The 17,011-nt window shown below is 72.3% G+C and carries 10 protein-coding genes; 3 read left to right on the forward strand and 7 right to left on the reverse strand.

The window, feature by feature from the left end; translation table 11 throughout:
* Window positions 1-2: 2 nt before the first annotated feature.
* Window positions 3-1,283 carry a D-amino acid dehydrogenase gene (locus tag ACO07H_RS01810; protein WP_422010507.1) on the forward strand — a complete coding sequence of 427 codons (1,281 nt, stop codon included), beginning with the start codon at window positions 3-5 and terminating at the stop codon, window positions 1,281-1,283.
* On the opposite strand, the gene prsT is transcribed toward ACO07H_RS01810, so the two are convergent.
* Complete coding sequence (prsT, locus tag ACO07H_RS01815) at window positions 1,284-4,070, reverse strand: XrtA/PEP-CTERM system TPR-repeat protein PrsT (protein WP_422010509.1); 2,787 nt, start codon at window positions 4,068-4,070, stop codon at window positions 1,284-1,286.
* 104 nt (window positions 4,071-4,174) lie between these two features.
* Here prsT and ACO07H_RS01820 point away from each other — a divergent pair, with 104 nt between their 5' ends.
* Window positions 4,175-5,467, forward strand: coding sequence for a heat-shock protein (locus ACO07H_RS01820; protein WP_422010511.1), 1,293 nt, complete (start codon window positions 4,175-4,177; stop codon window positions 5,465-5,467).
* Here ACO07H_RS01820 and ACO07H_RS01825 read toward each other — a convergent pair.
* Complete coding sequence (locus tag ACO07H_RS01825; RefSeq protein WP_422010513.1) at window positions 5,400-6,071, reverse strand: YecA family protein; 672 nt, start codon at window positions 6,069-6,071, stop codon at window positions 5,400-5,402. The genes ACO07H_RS01820 and ACO07H_RS01825 overlap by 68 nt on opposite strands.
* A gap of 222 nt (window positions 6,072-6,293) precedes the next feature.
* Here ACO07H_RS01825 and ACO07H_RS01830 point away from each other — a divergent pair, with 222 nt between their 5' ends.
* Window positions 6,294-8,453, forward strand: a complete 2,160-nt coding sequence (locus ACO07H_RS01830) for a putative bifunctional diguanylate cyclase/phosphodiesterase (protein ID WP_422010515.1) — start codon at window positions 6,294-6,296, stop codon at window positions 8,451-8,453.
* A 28-nt stretch (window positions 8,454-8,481) separates the two neighbouring features.
* On the opposite strand, the gene ACO07H_RS01835 is transcribed toward ACO07H_RS01830, so the two are convergent.
* From ACO07H_RS01835 to ACO07H_RS01855, 5 genes are all read right to left on the reverse strand, one after another.
* Window positions 8,482-9,981, reverse strand: coding sequence for a glutamate--cysteine ligase (locus ACO07H_RS01835; protein ID WP_422010517.1), 1,500 nt, complete (start codon window positions 9,979-9,981; stop codon window positions 8,482-8,484).
* Window positions 9,982-10,026: 45 nt separating this feature from the next.
* Window positions 10,027-11,694, reverse strand: a complete 1,668-nt coding sequence (locus ACO07H_RS01840) for a SulP family inorganic anion transporter (protein WP_422010519.1) — start codon at window positions 11,692-11,694, stop codon at window positions 10,027-10,029.
* Window positions 11,695-11,784: 90 nt separating this feature from the next.
* A complete protein-coding gene (locus ACO07H_RS01845; RefSeq protein ID WP_422010521.1) occupies window positions 11,785-12,774 on the reverse strand; it encodes a Bug family tripartite tricarboxylate transporter substrate binding protein in 990 nt (329 codons plus the stop codon).
* 14 nt (window positions 12,775-12,788) lie between these two features.
* Entirely contained in the window at window positions 12,789-14,831 is a 2,043-nt protein-coding gene (locus ACO07H_RS01850; protein WP_422010523.1) for a diguanylate cyclase, read from the reverse strand.
* The gene (locus tag ACO07H_RS01855) at window positions 14,828-16,924 is read right to left on the reverse strand and encodes a diguanylate cyclase (protein WP_422010525.1); all 2,097 of its coding nucleotides are present in this window, start codon (window positions 16,922-16,924) and stop codon (window positions 14,828-14,830) included. Before ACO07H_RS01855 ends, ACO07H_RS01850 begins: the two co-directional genes overlap by 4 nt.
* Window positions 16,925-17,011: the final 87 nt, after the last annotated feature.

Raw genomic sequence — 17,011 nt, forward strand, 5'->3', positions numbered from 1 at the left:
CCATGAAGATCGTCGTTCTCGGCGCCGGCATCATCGGCATCGCCACCGCCTGGTACCTGCTCGACGAGGGGCACGAGGTCATCGTCGTGGACCGCCAGAAAGATGCTGCGCTGGAGACCAGCTTCGCCAACGGCGCGCAGATTTCGGTCAGCTTCTGCGAGCCCTGGGCCAATGCCGGGGCGCCGTTCAAGGTGGCCAAGTGGCTGCTGCGCGACGACTCGCCGCTGCTGTTCCGCCCGCGGCTGGACCCGAACCAGTGGCGCTGGGGCCTGTCCTTCCTGACGCAATGCACGACCGCGGCGTTCGAGCGCAACGTCGAGGCGTTGGTGCAGCTGGGCCGCTACTCGCACGAGTCGCTGAAGGAACTGGTCACGCACACCGGCATCGAGTACGACCGGCTGGAGCGCGGCATCCTGCATTTCTTCTCCAGCCAGGCCGATTTCGACAACGGCGCGGCGGGTGCGGAGATCATGCGCCACCACGGCGTGGACCGCCGCGTGCTGAACCGCGAGGAGGTGCTCAAGGTCGAGCCTGCGCTGGCCACGTTCGGCAGCCGCATCTTCGGCGGCACCTTCACGCCCAGCGACGAGAGCGGAGACGCGCGCGTCTTCACGCAGAAGCTCGCGGCGCGATGCGCGGAGCGCGGCGCGCAGTTCCTGTACGAGCACGACATCCTGGGCTTGCAGAAGAGCGGCGACGGCATCGAGGCCGTGCAGGTCGCCGACATGCGCAGCGGCGAGCGCAAGATGCTCAAGGCCGACGCCTTCGTGGCCGCAATGGGCTCTTACACGCCGGCCCTGGTGCGGCCGCTCGGCGAGTTCCTGAACATCTATCCCGCCAAGGGCTATTCGGCCACGCTGCGGCTGAAGAAGCCCGAGGCCGCCAGCGTCGTCAGCCTGCTGGACGACACGCGCAAGATCGCGATCTCGCGCCTGGGCGACCACATCCGCATTGCCGGCACGGCGGAGCTGTCGGGCTTCGACCTGAACCTGGACTCGCCGACGGCGCGGGTGCGCTGCGCGGCGCTGGTGAAGCGCTACGAGGAGCTGTTCCCCGGCGTGGCCGACACCCGCGAGCCCAACTACTGGGCCGGCCTGCGTCCCAGCACGCCCAACAACGTCCCCTACATCGGCCGCAGCACGCGGGCGCGCAACCTTTGGGTCAACGCCGGTCACGGCACGCTGGGTTGGACGCACGGCGCCGGCTCGGGCCGCGCCATGGCCGAGCTCATCGCCGGCCGGCGCCCGGACATGGCGTTCGGCTTCTACGGCGCCAGCGCCTGATCAGAGCGTCTTCAGCAGCGCCTGCACCTGGGCCTGCTGCGGGAACTTGTTCCCGAGCTTGGCCAGGTTCTCCAGCTCGGTCTTGCCACCGGTCTTGTCACCCGACTGGATGAGGATCTGCGCGAGGTTGAGGCGGTAGGCCGCCTGCTCGGGCTGGTCGCTGACGAGTTGCCGCTGCAGGCTGAGCGCCTTGTCGAACGCCTTCTCATTGGCCAGCACGGTCGAATAGGTGTCTCGCAGCGCCGCGTAGTCGGGACTGATCTTCAGGCCGCGCTCGGCCAGCTCGCGCGCCCCCGGCTTGCCGGTCCGGCTGCGCAGCCAGGCGACGTTGTTGATGACCGCCACCGCGTCGGGACTGCGCTTGAGCAGCGCTTCGTAGCGGCTCAGGGCCGGCTCCAGTTCGCCCCGGGCCAGCAACACGTCCGCCGTCGCCGCGGCGAAGGGTACGTCCTGCGGGTGGGCTGCCAGCCACTGCGCCTCGAAAGCGAGCGCCTCGTCGCGCTTCTTCGCGGCCAGCAGCATCGCGAACAGGCGCGGCGGCGCGTCGCCCGGGTCGCGCAGCGCCACAGCCTTGCGCAGGGCCACGATGGCCACGTCGAGGTGCTGGCGGCTGGCCTCCACGTCGGCCTCGGCGACCAGCGCATAGGCTTCCTGCGGGTTCGTCTTCTGGCGCTCACGCAGCGCGGCCAGCGCCTCGTCGGTGCGGCCCTGGTGGATGGCCAGCTGGATCAGCAGGCGCTGCGCCGCGACCGACGCCGGCTCGGCCTGCAGCGCGCGCTTGACCTCGCGCTCGGCACCGGTGAAGTCCTTGTCCACGAAGCGCAGCTGGGCCAGGCCCAGCCAGCCCTGCGCACGCGCCGGCGCCAGCACGGTGAGCTGCGTGTAGGTCTTGGCGGACTGGGCCTTGTCGCCCGCGAGCAGCTGCGTGCGCGCCAGGCGCTCCAGCAGGTCGGGGTTCTGCGGCAGCGCGGCCGAGGCCTCCTGCGCGGCCTGCGCCGCCTTCGCTGCGTCGCCCAGGCGCAGGTGCTGGTCGATCAGCGCCAGCCTCAGCTCCGCCTCGGTCGGCTCCTCCCGCACGCCGGCGGCGAGCACCTCGGTGACACGCTCGGGCGCGGCGCGGGTCTGCGCGAGCAGGTCGGCCAGCGCCAGGCGGGCCTGCGGCGAACGCGGCTGCGCCGTGATGAAGCCTTCCAGCCGTTTCACGGCGGCCTCGGTGCGGCCGCCCTGCACATCCAGGGCCACCAGGCCCAATGCCGCCGGCAGATAGCTCGGATCAGTCTTCAGGGACGCCTCGAAGGCGGCCTGGGCGCCGGCCGCGTCCTTGCGCACCAGCAGCACACGCCCGCGCAGCGACTCGGGCACGGGGCTGCCCTTCATCTTGGGCGCGAGCTTGTCGATCGCTGCCAGCGCGGCGGGCAGGTCGCCACGGCGCGTCAGCGCGTTGATCACGAGCAGGTCGTAGTTGCTGCCGGCGTCCTTGGCCGCGATGTCGCGCAACTGGGCCAGCGCGGCATCGGCCTTGGCGCGGGTCGGGCCGACCGTCGCCATGCCGTCCCGCGCAATGGCCGTCAACGCCAGTGCGGCGCCGGTCTTGGGGTCCTCGGGGTTCAGCCTGGAGGCCGCGGCGAACGCCTGGTCCGCGGCGTCGAAGTTGCCCTGCATGAGCTGCGCCTTGCCGGCCAGCAGCAGCGTGTCGACATCCGCCTTCCCGCTGTCCAGCACGGGGCGCAGCGTTTCCAATGCCTTGGCCGGCGCGCGGCGCTGCAGCTGCAGGCCGGCGAACTGGCGGCGCAGCCCGAGGTCGTCCGGCGCCAGCTTGAGCGCCTGGTTCATCAGGTTCTCGGCATCGGCCAGCTCGCCGAGCTGCTGGTGGGCGCCGGCTGCCAGCCGCAGCAGCGGCAGGTAGTTGGGCAGCAGCTTGAGCAGCGGCAGCGCCAGTTCGCGCGTCTTGGCGGCATCGCCCTGGGCCAGTGCCAGCTGGGCCTGCAGGAAGCGGCCCTGCGGCTTCCTGGCCAGCCCCGGCGGCATGTCGCCCACGAGCTTGGCTGCGGCGTCGATCTGCTGGCGGCCGAAGGCCAGGCGCACGAGCAGCGCGCGGGCGTCGTAATTGGCGGGCTCCAACGCCAGCACGCTGGTCAACAGCGGCTCGGCCTCGTCCACCTTGCCGCGCGACAGCAGCACCTCGCCCTTGAGCATCAGCGCCTTGGCAGACTTGGGATGGCTGAGCAGCAACTCGTCCAGCGCGGCCAGCGCCTCGTCGGCGAAGCCGCCGGCCAGCTTGGTCCGCGCGCTGACGACAACGGCGGCCTCGTCGTTGGGCATCATCTGCAGCGCACGCACGGCCGACGCCTTGGCCTCGACCAGGTTGCCCTGGGCCAGATAGGCCATCGCCAGATGCTGCTGCAGCACGGAGGTTGCCTTGGGATCGGCCAAGCTCTGGTCGGCGAATTCGCTGATGAGCTTGCGCGACTGGCCCGAACTCAGCAGCACCTGCGCCAGCAGCGGGGCCAGCTCGTCGCGTGGCGCGCCCAGCTCCCACGCACGGCGCAGTTCGATCTCGGCGCCGGCCAGGTCGCCCCCCTCCAGCAGCGCCTTGCCGAGCTGGTAGCGGCCCACGGCGTTGTCGGGGTTCTTCTGGAGCAGGTTCTTCAGCTCGATGACGGCACCCGCCGCATCCTTTTGATCCATCCGCTGCTGGGCGGCGGCGAGCAGCTCCTGCTCGGAACGCTGGCCGCAGGCAGCCAGCGCGGCCAGCAGGATCAGGGCGAAAGCGGGGCGCGATTTCATGCAGTCTCCTTGTCGGCGCGGATTGTGTTCCTAGAATCCGCGCCCTTCCTCAGGTCTGGCCCGAGGCCCGGCCCACCGGGATGACACATGACACGAAACGCGCGATGAATGCCTCCCCCACCTTCTGTGCCATCGACTTTGGCACCTCGAATTCGGCAGTCGCCGTGCCCGACGGCGACCTCATGCCACTGATCGAGCTGGAACCCGGCCAGCGCACGATGCCGACGGCCGTCTTCTATTTCTCCGAGGGCGCGCACGACGCCGACGGCCCGCCGCGCGCCTTCGGCCGTGCCGCCGTGGCGGCCTACGTCGAAGGGCACGACGGCCGGCTGATGCGCTCGATGAAGAGCATCCTGGGCTCCAGCCTCATCGAGCAGACCACCGACGTGGGCGGCGGCCGCGGCGCCAAATATGCCGACATCGTGGCCGGCTACCTGAAGCGGCTGCGTCGCCTGGCTGGCGAACCCGAGCGCGTGGTGCTGGGGCGGCCGGTGTTCTTCGTCGACGGCGAGCCCGAGCGCGACGCGGCCGCGCAGGCGCAGCTGGAGGCCTGCGCCCGCGCTGTCGGCTTCACCGACGTGCAATTCCAGTACGAACCCATCGCTGCGGCGTTCGACTTCGAGCAGCAGGCCATCCGCGAGGGCAAGGGCGAGCAGATCGTGCTGGTGGCCGACATCGGCGGCGGCACCAGCGACTTCTCCGTCGTGCGCGTGGGCCCCGAGCGCGTGACGCGGCTGGCCCGCCGCGATGACATCCTGGCCAGCCACGGCGTGCACATCGCCGGCACCGATTTCGACCGCCACATCGAGCTGGCCGGCCTGCTGCAGGCGTTCGGCTACCGGTCAACCGGCCCCGCGAAACCCGGCCAACCGGGCCGCGAGCTGCCCAGCGGCATCTACTTCGACCTGGCGACCTGGCACCTGATCAACACCTGCTACGCGCCGCTGCGCGTGGCCGAGTGGCGCGGCATGAAAAGCTGGTTCAGCGACCTGCGCCAGCACGCGCGGCTGATGACGGTGCTGGAGGAAGGCCTGGGCCACGAGCTGGCTGCGCGCGCCGAGGGCGCCAAGATCGCCGTCTCCGGCGGCGCCGACACGACGGTGGACCTGAGCCTGGTCGAGCCCGGCCTGGTGCTGCCGCTGAGCGAGAAGACCGCGGTGGACGCGCTGCGTGCCGACCTGGACCGCATCATCGCCACGGCGCACGAGACGGTGGCGCAGGCGGGCCTCACCGCCGGGCAGATCGACGCGCTCTACTTCACCGGCGGCTCCACCGGGCTGCGCCTGCTGGTGGACGGCATGGCGGCCGGCTTCCCGCAGGCCGCGCGGGTCACCGGCGACCGGTTTGCTTCGGTCGCGACCGGCCTGGGCCTGCACGCCCGCCGGCTGTTTGCCTGACCGGCGGCGCCTTCTGCGGCCGCGACACGTCGGCCAGCATCAGCACCGCGCTGACCAGGCCTTCGACGGCGGCCTCCAGGTCGGCCGGCGGCTCCAGCGCCTCGATCTCCTCCAGCAGCGTGTCGGCGTCCTCCAGGTCGTCCGGGTCCAGGTGCAGGTACAGCGCGGCCAGCGGCTCCAGCATCGGCTCCTCGGGCAGGCGCATCAGCGCCGGGTGGGCGTCCAGCGCGTGCGCGAAGCCCGCCACCCAGGGCAGCACGGTCTCGCTCGGCGACGCCTCGTCGTCGAGTTCGAAGATCCACGGGTCGAACCACTGCCGGCCGGCGATGGCGACGTTGAGCTCCTTGTGCCGGCGGCGCAGCAGCGCGATGAGCTCGTCGTTGATCCGCCCCGGGGGCGGCCGGCCCTCGCTGTCCAGCAGCGGCGGCAGCCAGGCCTCCAGCGGCACCGCGACGGGCTGCAGCAGCACGCCACACAGGTACCCGTCCAGCATGCTCACGTCCAGCGGCTCCAGCGGTGCCGGCAGCGCGTCCAGCAAGTCCTGCAGGCGCGCCAGATCGGCTTCGGACAGGGCGGAGGCGGTGGCTTGTAACGGAGCGGTCATGGGCCGATTATCGGCAGGGTGCGGGTGAATATTGCCTGCCCCGGAAGCGGCCGGCACCCTAAAGTTCAGCTTCCCAACGACGCCCTCACCTGAGGGCTTCACGACCCGGCAGTCCATTGGCCGGGTCTTTTTTTGCGGGCAAACGTCGTTGCCGTGAAGGCTGCCGCAAGCGCGGCCAGCGGCCGTGCGCGCCGCCCGGGGCAAGCTTGCATACTCGGGTTCATGCCCGTTGCAGCCCTCGCGCTGCGCTTCGATCCCGCCGTCGTCGCGCTGTCCTACCTGACCGCCGCCTTCGCCTCCTTCGTGGCGCTGGACCTGGCCCAGCGCGTACGCAACCCCGGCGCGCTGAGTGTGCGCATCTGGTGGATCGCAGGGTCGCTGTCCCTGGGCAGCGGCATCTGGGCGATGCATTTCGTCGGCATGCTGGCGCTGCGCCTGCCGTTCGCCGTCGGCTACGACACCGTCACGACGCTGGTGAGCTGGCTGGCCGCCGTGGGCGTGTCGGCAATCGCGCTGCGCGTGGCCAGCCAGGACCGGTTGTCCGCGAAACGCCTGACGCTGGGCGCCGTGAGCATGGGCGCGGGCATCTGCGGCATGCACTACACCGGCATGGCCGCGCTGGTGCTGTCGCCCGGCATCCGCTGGAACTGGTCGCTGGTGGCCGCCTCCGCGGCCGTGGCCACCGGCGCGGCGGCGGCGGCGCTGGTGATCTTCTTCTGGCTGCGCCGCCTGACCACGGCAAGGCAGGCCCGCTGGGGCCAGGTCGTGGCCGCGCTCGTGATGGGCGCCGCCGTGGCGGGCATGCACTACACCGGCATGGCGGCAGCCGGCTTCGCCGAGGGCACCGTCTGCCTCAGCACCGACGGGCTGCGCGGCGACAACCTCGAAACGCTGGTGGCCGGCGCCACGTTCGCACTGCTGCTGCTGACCCTGTGCACCTCCGCGCTCGACGCCCGGGTGCAGCGCCGCACGAGCGGGCTGCAACGTTCACTGCACGCCGCCACCACCGAGCTCGCCGAGCAGGCGTTCCGCGACCCGCTGACGGGCCTGGCGAACCGCCTGCTGCTGGACGATCGCATCAGCCACGCCCTGGCACGCAGCCGGCGCGATGGTGCCGACGTGGCGCTGCTGATGGTGAACCTGGACGGCTTCAAGCCGATCAACGACTCCTTCGGCCACGCCGCAGGCGACGCGGTGCTGCGCGAGGTGGCCACGCGGCTGCAGGCGCAGGCCCGCAACCACGACACGCTGGCCCGCCTCGGGGCCGACGAATTCGTGCTGCTGCTGGAGGGTGAGGCGAGCGAAGCCGTGCTCGCCCAGGTGGCCCAGCGGCTGCTGGACATGCTGGCCGGGCCGATGTCCATCGGCGAGGGCAGCCCGCCGTTGCGGCTGTCGGCATCGGTCGGCATCGCGCTGCACGGCGGCAACCGCGAGCCCGACCGCACGCTGATCGCCCAGGCCGAATCGGCGGCCCAGGCCGTCAAGCGCGGCGGCGGCAATGGCTTCGCGTTCTTCGAGGCGCACATGCAGGACGGCGTGCGCGAGCAGCTCGAACTCGCCCGCGACCTGCGCGCCGTGCTGGACCAGGCCGGTGCCGGCCAGCTGAGCCTGCACTACCAACCCAAGGTGGCCGGCGACACCGAGCAGGTACACGGCGTGGAGGCGCTGCTGCGCTGGCAGCATCCGCAGCGCGGCCCTGTCGGCCCCGGCACGTTCATTCCCGTGGCCGAACGCTTCGGCCTCATCATCCCGCTGGGCGACTGGGTCATCGACGAGGCCTGCCGCCAGCTCGCCGACTGGCGCGAGCAAGGCTTGACGCTGCGTGTCGCGATCAACCTGTCCCTGCAGCAGCTGCGCCAGCCGGAAGCACTGCTGCAGCGCCTGCAGCAGGCACTGGCCCGCCACGGCCTGGACGCGTCGCTGCTGAGCTGCGAGATCACCGAGTCCGCCGCGATGGAGGACGCTGCCGCCACCGAGCGCACGCTGCAGCGCCTGGGCGACCTGGGCGTGAGCCTGTCCATCGACGACTTCGGCACCGGCTATTCGAGCCTGGCCTACCTGCGCCGGCTGCCGGTGTCGCAGCTCAAGATCGACCGCAGTTTCATCCAGGACCTGGAGACCAGCGCCGACGCGCGGGCGATCGTCAAGGCCGTCATCGAACTGGCGCATGCGCTGGGCCTGGAGGTGGTGGCCGAGGGCGTCGAGACCGCAGGCCAGGCCGCCGAGCTGCGCGCCAGGCGCTGCGACAAGCTGCAGGGCTTCCTGTTCGCGCGGCCCATGCCGGCCGACGACCTCACCCGCTGGGCCCTGCGGTCCGAGCACAGGGGCCAGGCGACGTCGCCGGGCTTCAGCGACTCGGTCTTCGCGTCGCCGGCGGGCTGAGCTGAGCTGAGTTGAGCGGTGCCCGTCCTCAGACGGCCACCACCATGCGCTCAGGCGAGACGTAGAAGCGCCGGAACTCCTCGAACGGCATCGTGTCCGCCGCCTCGATGCGCGCCTGCTCCGCCAGCGACTGCGCGGCCTGCTGCGCAAACCGCTGTTGCAAAGCGTCGGGGAACGGCAGCGTCAGCAACTGCGTGCGCGTGACGTCGCTCTGGTGGCGGATGAAGCCGACGTAGCTGTCGCCGAAGTCCTGCGCCATCGCGGCCAGCACGCGGGCCGACGGGCACAGCTCGGGTCGCTGCAGCCGCTCGGCGACGCGCTCCAGCGCCGCCTGATAGGCCCTGCCGCCGTGCGCCGCATCCAGCGCCCGGGCATGCACCGCGCAGTGCGCCAGGATCTGCGCCGCCCAGTCCACCAGGCGGCGTTCGCCGCCCTGCCAATGCGTCAGCATCAGCCCCGGCTCCCGGCCGCGCGCGGCCACGCTGTGCTGGTTGCGCGCGTTGATGGCGATCTCGTCCGGCGTGTCGTGGGGGCTGTCGCTCGCCAGGCAGTGCAGCAGGAAGGCGTCGAGCACCCGCATCGTGTCGGCACCGATGCCCACGGGCTCGAAGGGATCGAGGTCCATCAACCGCACCTCGATGTACTCGACGCCGCGCTCGCGCAGGGCATGCAGCGGGCGCTCGCCGGTGCGGATGACGCGCTTGGCGCGGATGGTGCTGTAGAACTCGTTCTCGATCTGCAGCAGGTGCGTGCTGAGCTGGTTGTAGTCGCCGCCGGGCGTCTGCACGCCGATGGCCTCGTACGGGGGGTACGGCGTCGTCAGCGCGCCCTGCAGCGAGGCGGCGTAGCTTTCCAGGCAGTTGTAGCTGACGGCGATGCTGGACTGCGCATCGCTCTGGTAGCCCAGCCGCCCCATGCGCAGCGATGTCGCGTGCGGCAGGTATTGCGTGTGGCTGGACAGGCGCTGCAGCCCGTGGTCGCGGCCGGCCACGAAGCTCTCGCACAGCGCCGGGCTCGCGCCGAACAGGTACAGCAGCAGCCAGCCTTCGCGGCGGAAGTTGCGGATCGCGCCCAGGTAGCCGTCCGTGCCGACGCCCGGGACGGACCAGTTGTAGTGGATGCCCGAGATCGTCTGCATGCGCCGGCCGTAGCGCTGGCCCAGCCCCATGCGGTAGACGCTCTTGGCGCGGCCCACGTTGCTGCTGCCGTAGCGGCCGATGGGAATGGTCTCGTCGGTCGGCAACTCGCAGGGCATGGAGCCCACCCACAGCCGCTCGTCGGCCAGCGCGCGGTACACGGCCTGGTGCACCTCGGTCAGCTCGCGCAGGCAGTCGTCCACGCCGGCATGCACGCCGGTGATCAGTTCGAGCTGGGATTCGCTGTAGTCCGTCGTGATGTGCGGGTGCGTCAGCGCGGCACCGAGCGCCATCGGGTGCGGCGTGAGCGCGAGGCTCCCGTTGGGCAGCGCGCGCAGGCTTTCTTTTTCGATGCCGCGGCGGATGCCGAGCAAGGTCTTTTTGTCGTCCATGGCGTCTCAGACGGCTGCAGGGCGCGACACGGTAGCAGATACGGGCTACAGCTGCCCGGGAGCGTCCATGTCTGCCAGGCTGGGCCTCAGGGCATGTTCACCCGCCTGGATGCCCTCGTGATGACTGAGGTAGAGCGACACGTCGTAACGCTCCAGCCAGCCCACGCTGCGCAGGCGGTCCAGCACCGGGCCCTTGACCTCGGAGAGTTCCAGCCTCAACCCCTCGGCGGCCAGCGCCGCGTGCAGCTCCTGCAGCGCGACGAGCGCGGACACGTCGATGTGGTTGACCGGCGCCATCAGCAGCAGCACGCGCTGCGGCTCCCCGACGCGCTCGCGGTGCTCGCGCACCAGCGCCAGCACCACGTCGGTCAGCCCGCGCGCATTCGTGAACACCAGGCTCTCGTCGATGCGCAGGCCCACGACCTCGGGCCGGCATTCCACCGCGTAGCGCTCCACGTTGCGGTAGTGCTGCGTGCCGGGCACGCGGCCGATGCGCGCCACGTGCGGGCGCGACGTGCGCTGGATCAGCAACGCGACGGAGCCCACCACGCCGATGGCCAGCGCGGCCGCGATGCTCCAACACAGCACGGTCACCGTCACCGCCGCCATCAGCAGGCCTTCGGCGCGCGCATAGGCCCAGGCCTCGCGGTAATGCCGCAGCGAGAAGCCGCCCAGCACCGCGACCAGGATGGTGGCCGCCAGCACCGGCTTGGGCAGGTGGGCCAGCGGCTCGGCCAGCATCAGCATCGCCAGGCACATGAAGCCGGCGACGAACACCAGGCTCCAGCGCGACACGCTGCCGGCCTCGTGCAGCAGGATGCTGCGCGAGAAGCTGCCCGCCACCGGCATGCCACCCGTCACCGACGCCACCAGGTTGGCCGCCGCCAGGCCGCGCATCTCGGCCGCCGGCAGCAGCTTCTCGCCGCGCCGCTGCGCCAGCGACTCCGACACCGCCAGGCTGGACACGAAGCCCATCAGCGCCACCAGCGCCGCGCTCGGCAGCAGCTGCAGCCACAGCGCCGCCTCCAGCCGCGGCAGCCCGAACGGCACCGCCAGCGACGGCAGCGCGCCGACCTGCGCGACGCCAGCGGCCGCCGGCGTCAGCGCGGACAGCAGCATCGCCGCCACCAGCAGCAGCAGCGGGGCCAGACGCGCCAGCAGCGCGGAACGGGCGCGGCGTGACAGCAGCAGCAACACCACCCCGCCAGCGCCCCAGGCCGCACTCCGCGCGCCCCAGCCGCCGTGCGCGGCGGATGCCAGCAGGCTCGGCAGCGTGAAGCCGGCCGCCGCACTGCCCAGCAGCACCGGCAGCTGACCCGCGGCGATCATCAGCGTCGCGCCGTTCTCGAAGCCGCGCAGCGCCGGTACCGACAGCAGCGAGGCCAGCGCATCCAGCCTGAGCAGCGCCGCCGCCGCGAGCACCAGACCCACCTCCGCGGCCAGGATCAGCGCGCCCTCGGTCGCGCTCACCCCGGCCGGCAGCGCACCCAGCGCCTGCGCGATCATCAGCGCCAGCACCGCCACCGGCCCCAGGCCCAGCACGGGGCTGGAGCCGAGCGCCGCATAGGCCACCAGCGGCAGCAGGCTGGCATACAGCCCCACCTGCGGCGGCAGCCCGGCCAGCATCGCGTAGGCCAGGCTCTGCGGGATCAGCAGCACGGCGACGACGGCGCCGGCCATCAGGTCGGCGCGCCAGGAGCCGGGCCGTGTCATGTCAGCGTCGCATCCGGCAGCCGGGCCGGCGGGCATCGCCACCCCACACGGGGCGCTGCCAGGGCGCGTCTTGGACGAGAGACGCCATGCTCAGCGATCCACCTTGACGCCCGACACCCGCACCACCCGCGCCCACTTGGCGGTCTCGGCGGCGATGAGCGCGGCGAAGTCGGCGCTGCTGGTGGGTTGTGCCTGCAGTCCCTGCGCGCGGAAGCGCTCCCGCAGCGCGGGGCTGTTCAGCGCCGCGGCGATGTCGCGCTGCAGGCGGGCGACCTGGTCGGCCGGCTGGCTGGCGGGCGCCAGCAGGCCCGCCCAGGCGCTGGCCTCGTAGCCCTTGAGTGCGGGGCCGCCGGCCTCTTCGACGGTGGGCAGGTCCGGCAGGCTGGGGCTGCGGTGCGCGCTGCCGATGGCCAGCGGGAGCAGCTTGCCGGCGCGGATCTGCGGCAGCGCGGCCGGCAGCACGTCGAACATCAGGTCCATGTTGCCGGCGATGACGTCCTGCTGCGCCGAGGCCGCGTTGCGGTACGGGAAATGCAGCATGTAGGTCTGCGTCAGCCGCTTGAAGAGCTCGCCGGCCAGGTGCGTCGGGTTGCCGTTGCCGCCCGACGCGATGTGCAGCCGGCCGGGCTGCGTCGTCGCGACGCGCAGCAGGTCGGTGACGTTGCGGATGCCCAGCGACTGCGCAATGGCCGGGTTGACGACCAGCACCAGCGGCAGCGCCGACAGCAGGCTGATGGGCGAGAAGTCCTTGACGGGGTCGTAGGGCAGGCGACGCGACAGCACCGGGTTGATCGCGTGCGTGACGACCGTGCCCAGCAGCAGGGTGTGGCCGTCGCTCGCGCCGGCGACCTCGGCGCTGCCGATGTTGCCGTCGGCACCGGGCTTGTTCTCGACGTTGACCGGCTGGCCCAGGCTGCGCTGCAGCTCGGGCGCCAGCAGCCGCGCGACGAGGTCGGTGGAGCCGCCGGCCGGGTACGGCACGACGATGCGCAGCGGCCGGGTCGGCCAGGGGTGGGCGCTGCCCGGCTGGGCAGCGGCCCCGGTGGCGGCCAGCCACAGCAGCAGGCCACGGCGTTGCATCGGAAAAGAACCCCTCATGGCGGACCTGAAAGCAGCTTGAGCCGGACTTGCCCGTTCAGGCAGGCGGCGTCGAAGTCCTGCAGTATCGCGGCCAGCGTGTTGGCATCGGGCGCATCGACCGCCGTGATGCCCACGCCGCGGTTGCGGCCTTCGGCCTTGGCCTTGTACAGCACCATGTCGGCCCAGTTGACGGCCTGCTCCCAGTGCAGGCGCAGCGCCGACGCGGCCGCGCCGCCCGAGCCGCCGAGCGGAAAGCTGCCGAAGCCGATGGACGCGGTGACGCGCAGGGGCCCCTCGCCGGTCTCGATGGGCGTGCCGCCAATGCTGACCAGGATGCGCTCGGCCATCAGCGCGAGGTCGTCGCCGGGGGTCTCGGGCGCGAAAACGAGGAACTCCTCACCCCCCCAGCGCACGACGAGGTCGCTGTCGCGCACGGCCGCGCGGATGCGCTGACTGACCTCCACGATGACGGCGTCGCCCGCCGCGTGGCCATGCCAGTCGTTGACGTTCTTGAAGTGATCGATGTCGATCATCATCAGCGCACCGCGGAAGCCCTCCTCCTGCGACTCGCGGGACCGCTGGTCCATGACGGCCAGGAAGTGGCGGCGGTTGGACAGGTCGGTCAGCGGGTCGCGCTCGCTTTGCGCGCGCAGCAGGCGCTGGTTGGCCGTCAGGCGCGTCTGCGCGCGGCGCATGCGCATCAGCGTCACGCCCGCCAGCGCCAGCGACAGCAGCAGCAGCGCGCCGACGGCGATGCCGACCTGCTGCGCGAGCTGCTGGTTGGCGATCTGCTGGTCCTTGAGCTGGCCGTCGCGGGCCAGCAGGTCCAGGTCGCGCTGGCGGGCGGCGCTGTCGTACTTGCGGCCCAGCTGCTCCAGCGCGGCGGCGCGGTTGCGTTCGTTGGCCTGCGCGTTCAGGTCGCGCTCGCCGTGCAGCGCCGCCAGCGCCTCCTTGAACTGGCCCGCCTCGGCCCAGGTCTCGCCCAGCTCGCGCAGCTCGCGCGCACGGGGCACCAGGTCGGTCGGTTCATAGCCGAACTCGTCGGCCTTGGCGAGTTCCTGGCGGGCCTGTTCGAACTGGCGCAGCTTGATGTAGGCGACCGCCAGGTTGTGGTGAAGGATGCGCTCATAGATGCGGTCCCCGAAACGCTGCAGCAGCGGCATCGCGCGCTGGCCCATGGCCAGGGCCTCTTTCAGCAGGCCCAGATGCATGTAGGCATCGACAAGGTTGGCACGCAGCTGCGCAGCCAGGTGCGGCGCGTCGGCCTGCTCGGCGAGCAGCAGCGCGGCATCCAGCGCAGCGCGCGAGGCGGGGATGTCGTGCGCGCGGCGCTCGACGATGGCCTCGAAGTTGCGCACGCGGGCACCGGCCACGGGATCACCCGGCGCCTCGCGCTCGGCCGCCTGCAGTTCGGCGCGTGCGGCGTCCATGCGGTCCTGCGCCTGCAGCACCGCGGCCAGTGCGCCCCGCGTCAGCGCCGCGAGATGCCGGTCACCGCCGGCGCGCACCAAGGCCAACGCGCGCCGTGCGCTGGCCTCGGCGCTGACGAAGGTGCCCTGCGCGGACTGCTCGCGCTGCAGCAGGCGCAGCGCGTCCCAGGCATTGCGGAAATCGCAGCCCAGCTCGCGCACGGCCCGGTCCTCGTCGCCGGCCGGGCAGCGCCTGTCGAAACCGCTCAGCGCCCGGGCGGCCAGCGCGCCAGGGGATTTGCCGGCGCGCTCCAGCGCCAGCGCACGCAGCAGCCAGCTGCGGTCGCTGCCGTCCTCGCGGCCCATCAGCTGCACGGCCACGGCGTCGGCTGCCTCGACCTGGCCTGCGGCCAGCAGCACGCGGCCGCGCGCCATCAGCCAGGCCGCCTCGCGCGGCTGGCCGGGCCCGGCATGCGCCGGCCAGCGCCGGCGCAGCTCGGCCAGCATCGCATCGGGATCGTCGAAGGCGCGGCGCGTGATGTTGGCGAGCACCGTGTCCTCGGCCACCGGGTCGGGCACCGGGTCGGGCGCGGCACGCCCGCCCGCCGCGGCCAGCGCCAGCACGAGAAGGGCGGCCATGCGCTTCATGCCGCGTCCTCCCGGCCGGCGGCGTCCGCGGCCCCTGCGCGCGCCGGGCCGCTCAGCACCTGCAGGCCGACGAGGCCTTCGCCCCACGCGGCCTCCAGCCGCGCCGTCAGCTGGGCCGCGGCCAGGGCATCCGCGGCGTCGATGCGCTCCACGCCGTAGGCCTTGTTGCGGCCATGGGCCTTGGCGAGGTACATGACGGTGTCGACGAGGTCGATGGCCCGCTCCCACGACAGCCGCAGCCCGTGCGGCGGGACGGGCAGGCTGACGAAGCCGATGGACGCCGTGACGGGCACGGTGCGGCCCTCGTGCCCCATGGGCTGGGCGCCGATGAGGTCGAGCAGGCGCTGCGCGAGCTGCGGCGCAAACGCGCCCTCGCGGGTGCGCGCGACGATCAGGAACTCCTCGCCGCCCCAGCGCACGATGAGGTCGTCGTCGCGCACCGCCTCGCGCAGCCTGCGCGCGATCTCGATGAGGACGGCATCCCCGGCCGCGTGGCCAAAACTGTCGTTGATGCGCTTGAAGTGGTCGATGTCGATCAGGAAGACGCTGGCCGCGAGCCCATCGCTGCCCGACAGCGCCTTGATCGCGGCCTGGAAATGGCGGCGGTTGGCCAGGCCCGTGAGCGGGTCGGTCTCGCTCTGGCGCTTCAGCGACGCGTTGCTGTGCGCGAGCTGCTCGTTGGTGCGGCGCACGCGGCGGAAGGCCTGGTACAGCAGCCCCAGCGACACGAGCACGCAGCCGCCCAGTGCCGCCCACAGCATCAGCGCCAGGTTGCGCTGGTGGACCTGCTCGGCCTTCAGCGCGTTGTCGCGGTTCAGCAGCTCGATGTCGCGCGCGCGCTGCTCGGCGTCCTGGCGCTCCTGCGCTTCCAGCAGCACCTTGCGCGTCTCGTCGCGCAGCACGCGGTCGATCATGCGGCGGTGCTCGCGGTAGGCGGCCACGGCGCCGGGCAGGTCACCGAACTTCTCCAGGTAGGCGGCCAGCTCCTGCCACCCGGAGGCGGCATAGGACAGCGCGCCCTGCTGCTCGTCCAGCATGATGCCGGCGCGCACGTCCTCGCGGCCCTCGGCGACGCGGCCCAGCGCGATCTTGGCCAGGCCGATGTTGGTGCGCGCCAGGCTCTCGGCGCTGGTGTTGCGCGTCGCCCGTGCGAGCGGCAGCGCCTGCTCCGCCAGTTCGAGGGCACGCGACGGGTGCCCCTGGCGCAGGTGGTAGTCGGCGAAGTTGCCCAGGCCCAGCGCCCGCACCGAGTCGGCGCCGGCGCGCGTGGCCTGCTCCAGCGCCTCGGAGTTGGCCTGCAGCATGATGCTGCTGTCGCTGTCGTCGGCATGCACGATGCCGCGCATGGTGTGGACGCGGTTCAGCGTCATCGGATCGGGGTCCTTCTGCGCCTCGACCAGGGCCTGCGCGACGAGCTGGCGGGCACGGGCCGGCGTGTCGGCCCGCGCGGACGTGAACGCCAGATCCGTCAGCGCCAGCGCGGCGCGCCAGGGCTGGCCCATCTGCTCGGCCAGGCGCAAGGCCGCGTGGCCATGCGTCAGTGCCGCATCGAGCTCGCCGGCGTCGCTGGTGATGGAGGCGAGCTGGTGGTAGTAGCGCCAGCGGAACACCGGCCCCGCGGCGTTGAGCTGGGCGGCGTCGATGGCCGTCAGCAGCTTGCGCGCCTCGCGCAGGTCGCCATGCGCGCGCAGGTACTCGGCGCTGACGCTGGCGGCCGCGACCGCGGCGGCGGCACGCCCGTCGCCAGCCGGCCAGTCGCGCAGCTGCTGGGTGATGCTGTCGCTGAGGGCGCGGTCCCGCGCGAGTGCCGCGAGCAGCCCGCGCAGCGCGAGCACCTCAAGCTGGCCGGGGCTGTGAGGGGCCAGCGCCGCGCCGCGTGCACGCAGCTCCCTCTCCAGCTGGTCGGGCCTGGCGCGCTGGGCGCGCTCGATGCGGTCGAGGTCGCGCGCCAGCGCTTCATCCAGCGGCGCGGACGCGGACGCCGCGGCCGCAGGCACCCCCTGGCCGCCCCCCTCGCGCGAGCATGCGCCCAGCAGCGCCAGCGCAATGAGCGCGGCGCACAGGGCGGAGCGGGAAGGCAGGGCAGGCGGCATCGGGGCAGCGGGCGCGGGGCGGTGCGTCCCCACGCACCGGATTTCAGCGCGGTTCAGCATGCCTTTCGCGTCAGCCTGCGCCAAGAC

Origin of the sequence: Roseateles sp. (assembly GCF_965229315.1) — a bacterium.
Taxonomy (GTDB): Bacteria; Pseudomonadota; Gammaproteobacteria; order Burkholderiales; family Burkholderiaceae_C; genus Pelomonas.

Coding starts and splice junctions, on each gene's coding strand:
- ACO07H_RS01810 (WP_422010507.1), top strand. CDS start 3: ATGAAGATCGTCGTTCTCGGCGCCGGCATCATCGGCATCGCCACCGCC.
- prsT (WP_422010509.1), bottom strand. CDS start 4,070: ATGAAATCGCGCCCCGCTTTCGCCCTGATCCTGCTGGCCGCGCTGGCT.
- ACO07H_RS01820 (WP_422010511.1), top strand. CDS start 4,175: ATGAATGCCTCCCCCACCTTCTGTGCCATCGACTTTGGCACCTCGAAT.
- ACO07H_RS01825 (WP_422010513.1), bottom strand. CDS start 6,071: ATGACCGCTCCGTTACAAGCCACCGCCTCCGCCCTGTCCGAAGCCGAT.
- ACO07H_RS01830 (WP_422010515.1), top strand. CDS start 6,294: ATGCCCGTTGCAGCCCTCGCGCTGCGCTTCGATCCCGCCGTCGTCGCG.
- ACO07H_RS01835 (WP_422010517.1), bottom strand. CDS start 9,981: ATGGACGACAAAAAGACCTTGCTCGGCATCCGCCGCGGCATCGAAAAA.
- ACO07H_RS01840 (WP_422010519.1), bottom strand. CDS start 11,694: ATGACACGGCCCGGCTCCTGGCGCGCCGACCTGATGGCCGGCGCCGTC.
- ACO07H_RS01845 (WP_422010521.1), bottom strand. CDS start 12,774: ATGCAACGCCGTGGCCTGCTGCTGTGGCTGGCCGCCACCGGGGCCGCT.
- ACO07H_RS01850 (WP_422010523.1), bottom strand. CDS start 14,831: ATGAAGCGCATGGCCGCCCTTCTCGTGCTGGCGCTGGCCGCGGCGGGC.
- ACO07H_RS01855 (WP_422010525.1), bottom strand. CDS start 16,924: ATGCCGCCTGCCCTGCCTTCCCGCTCCGCCCTGTGCGCCGCGCTCATT.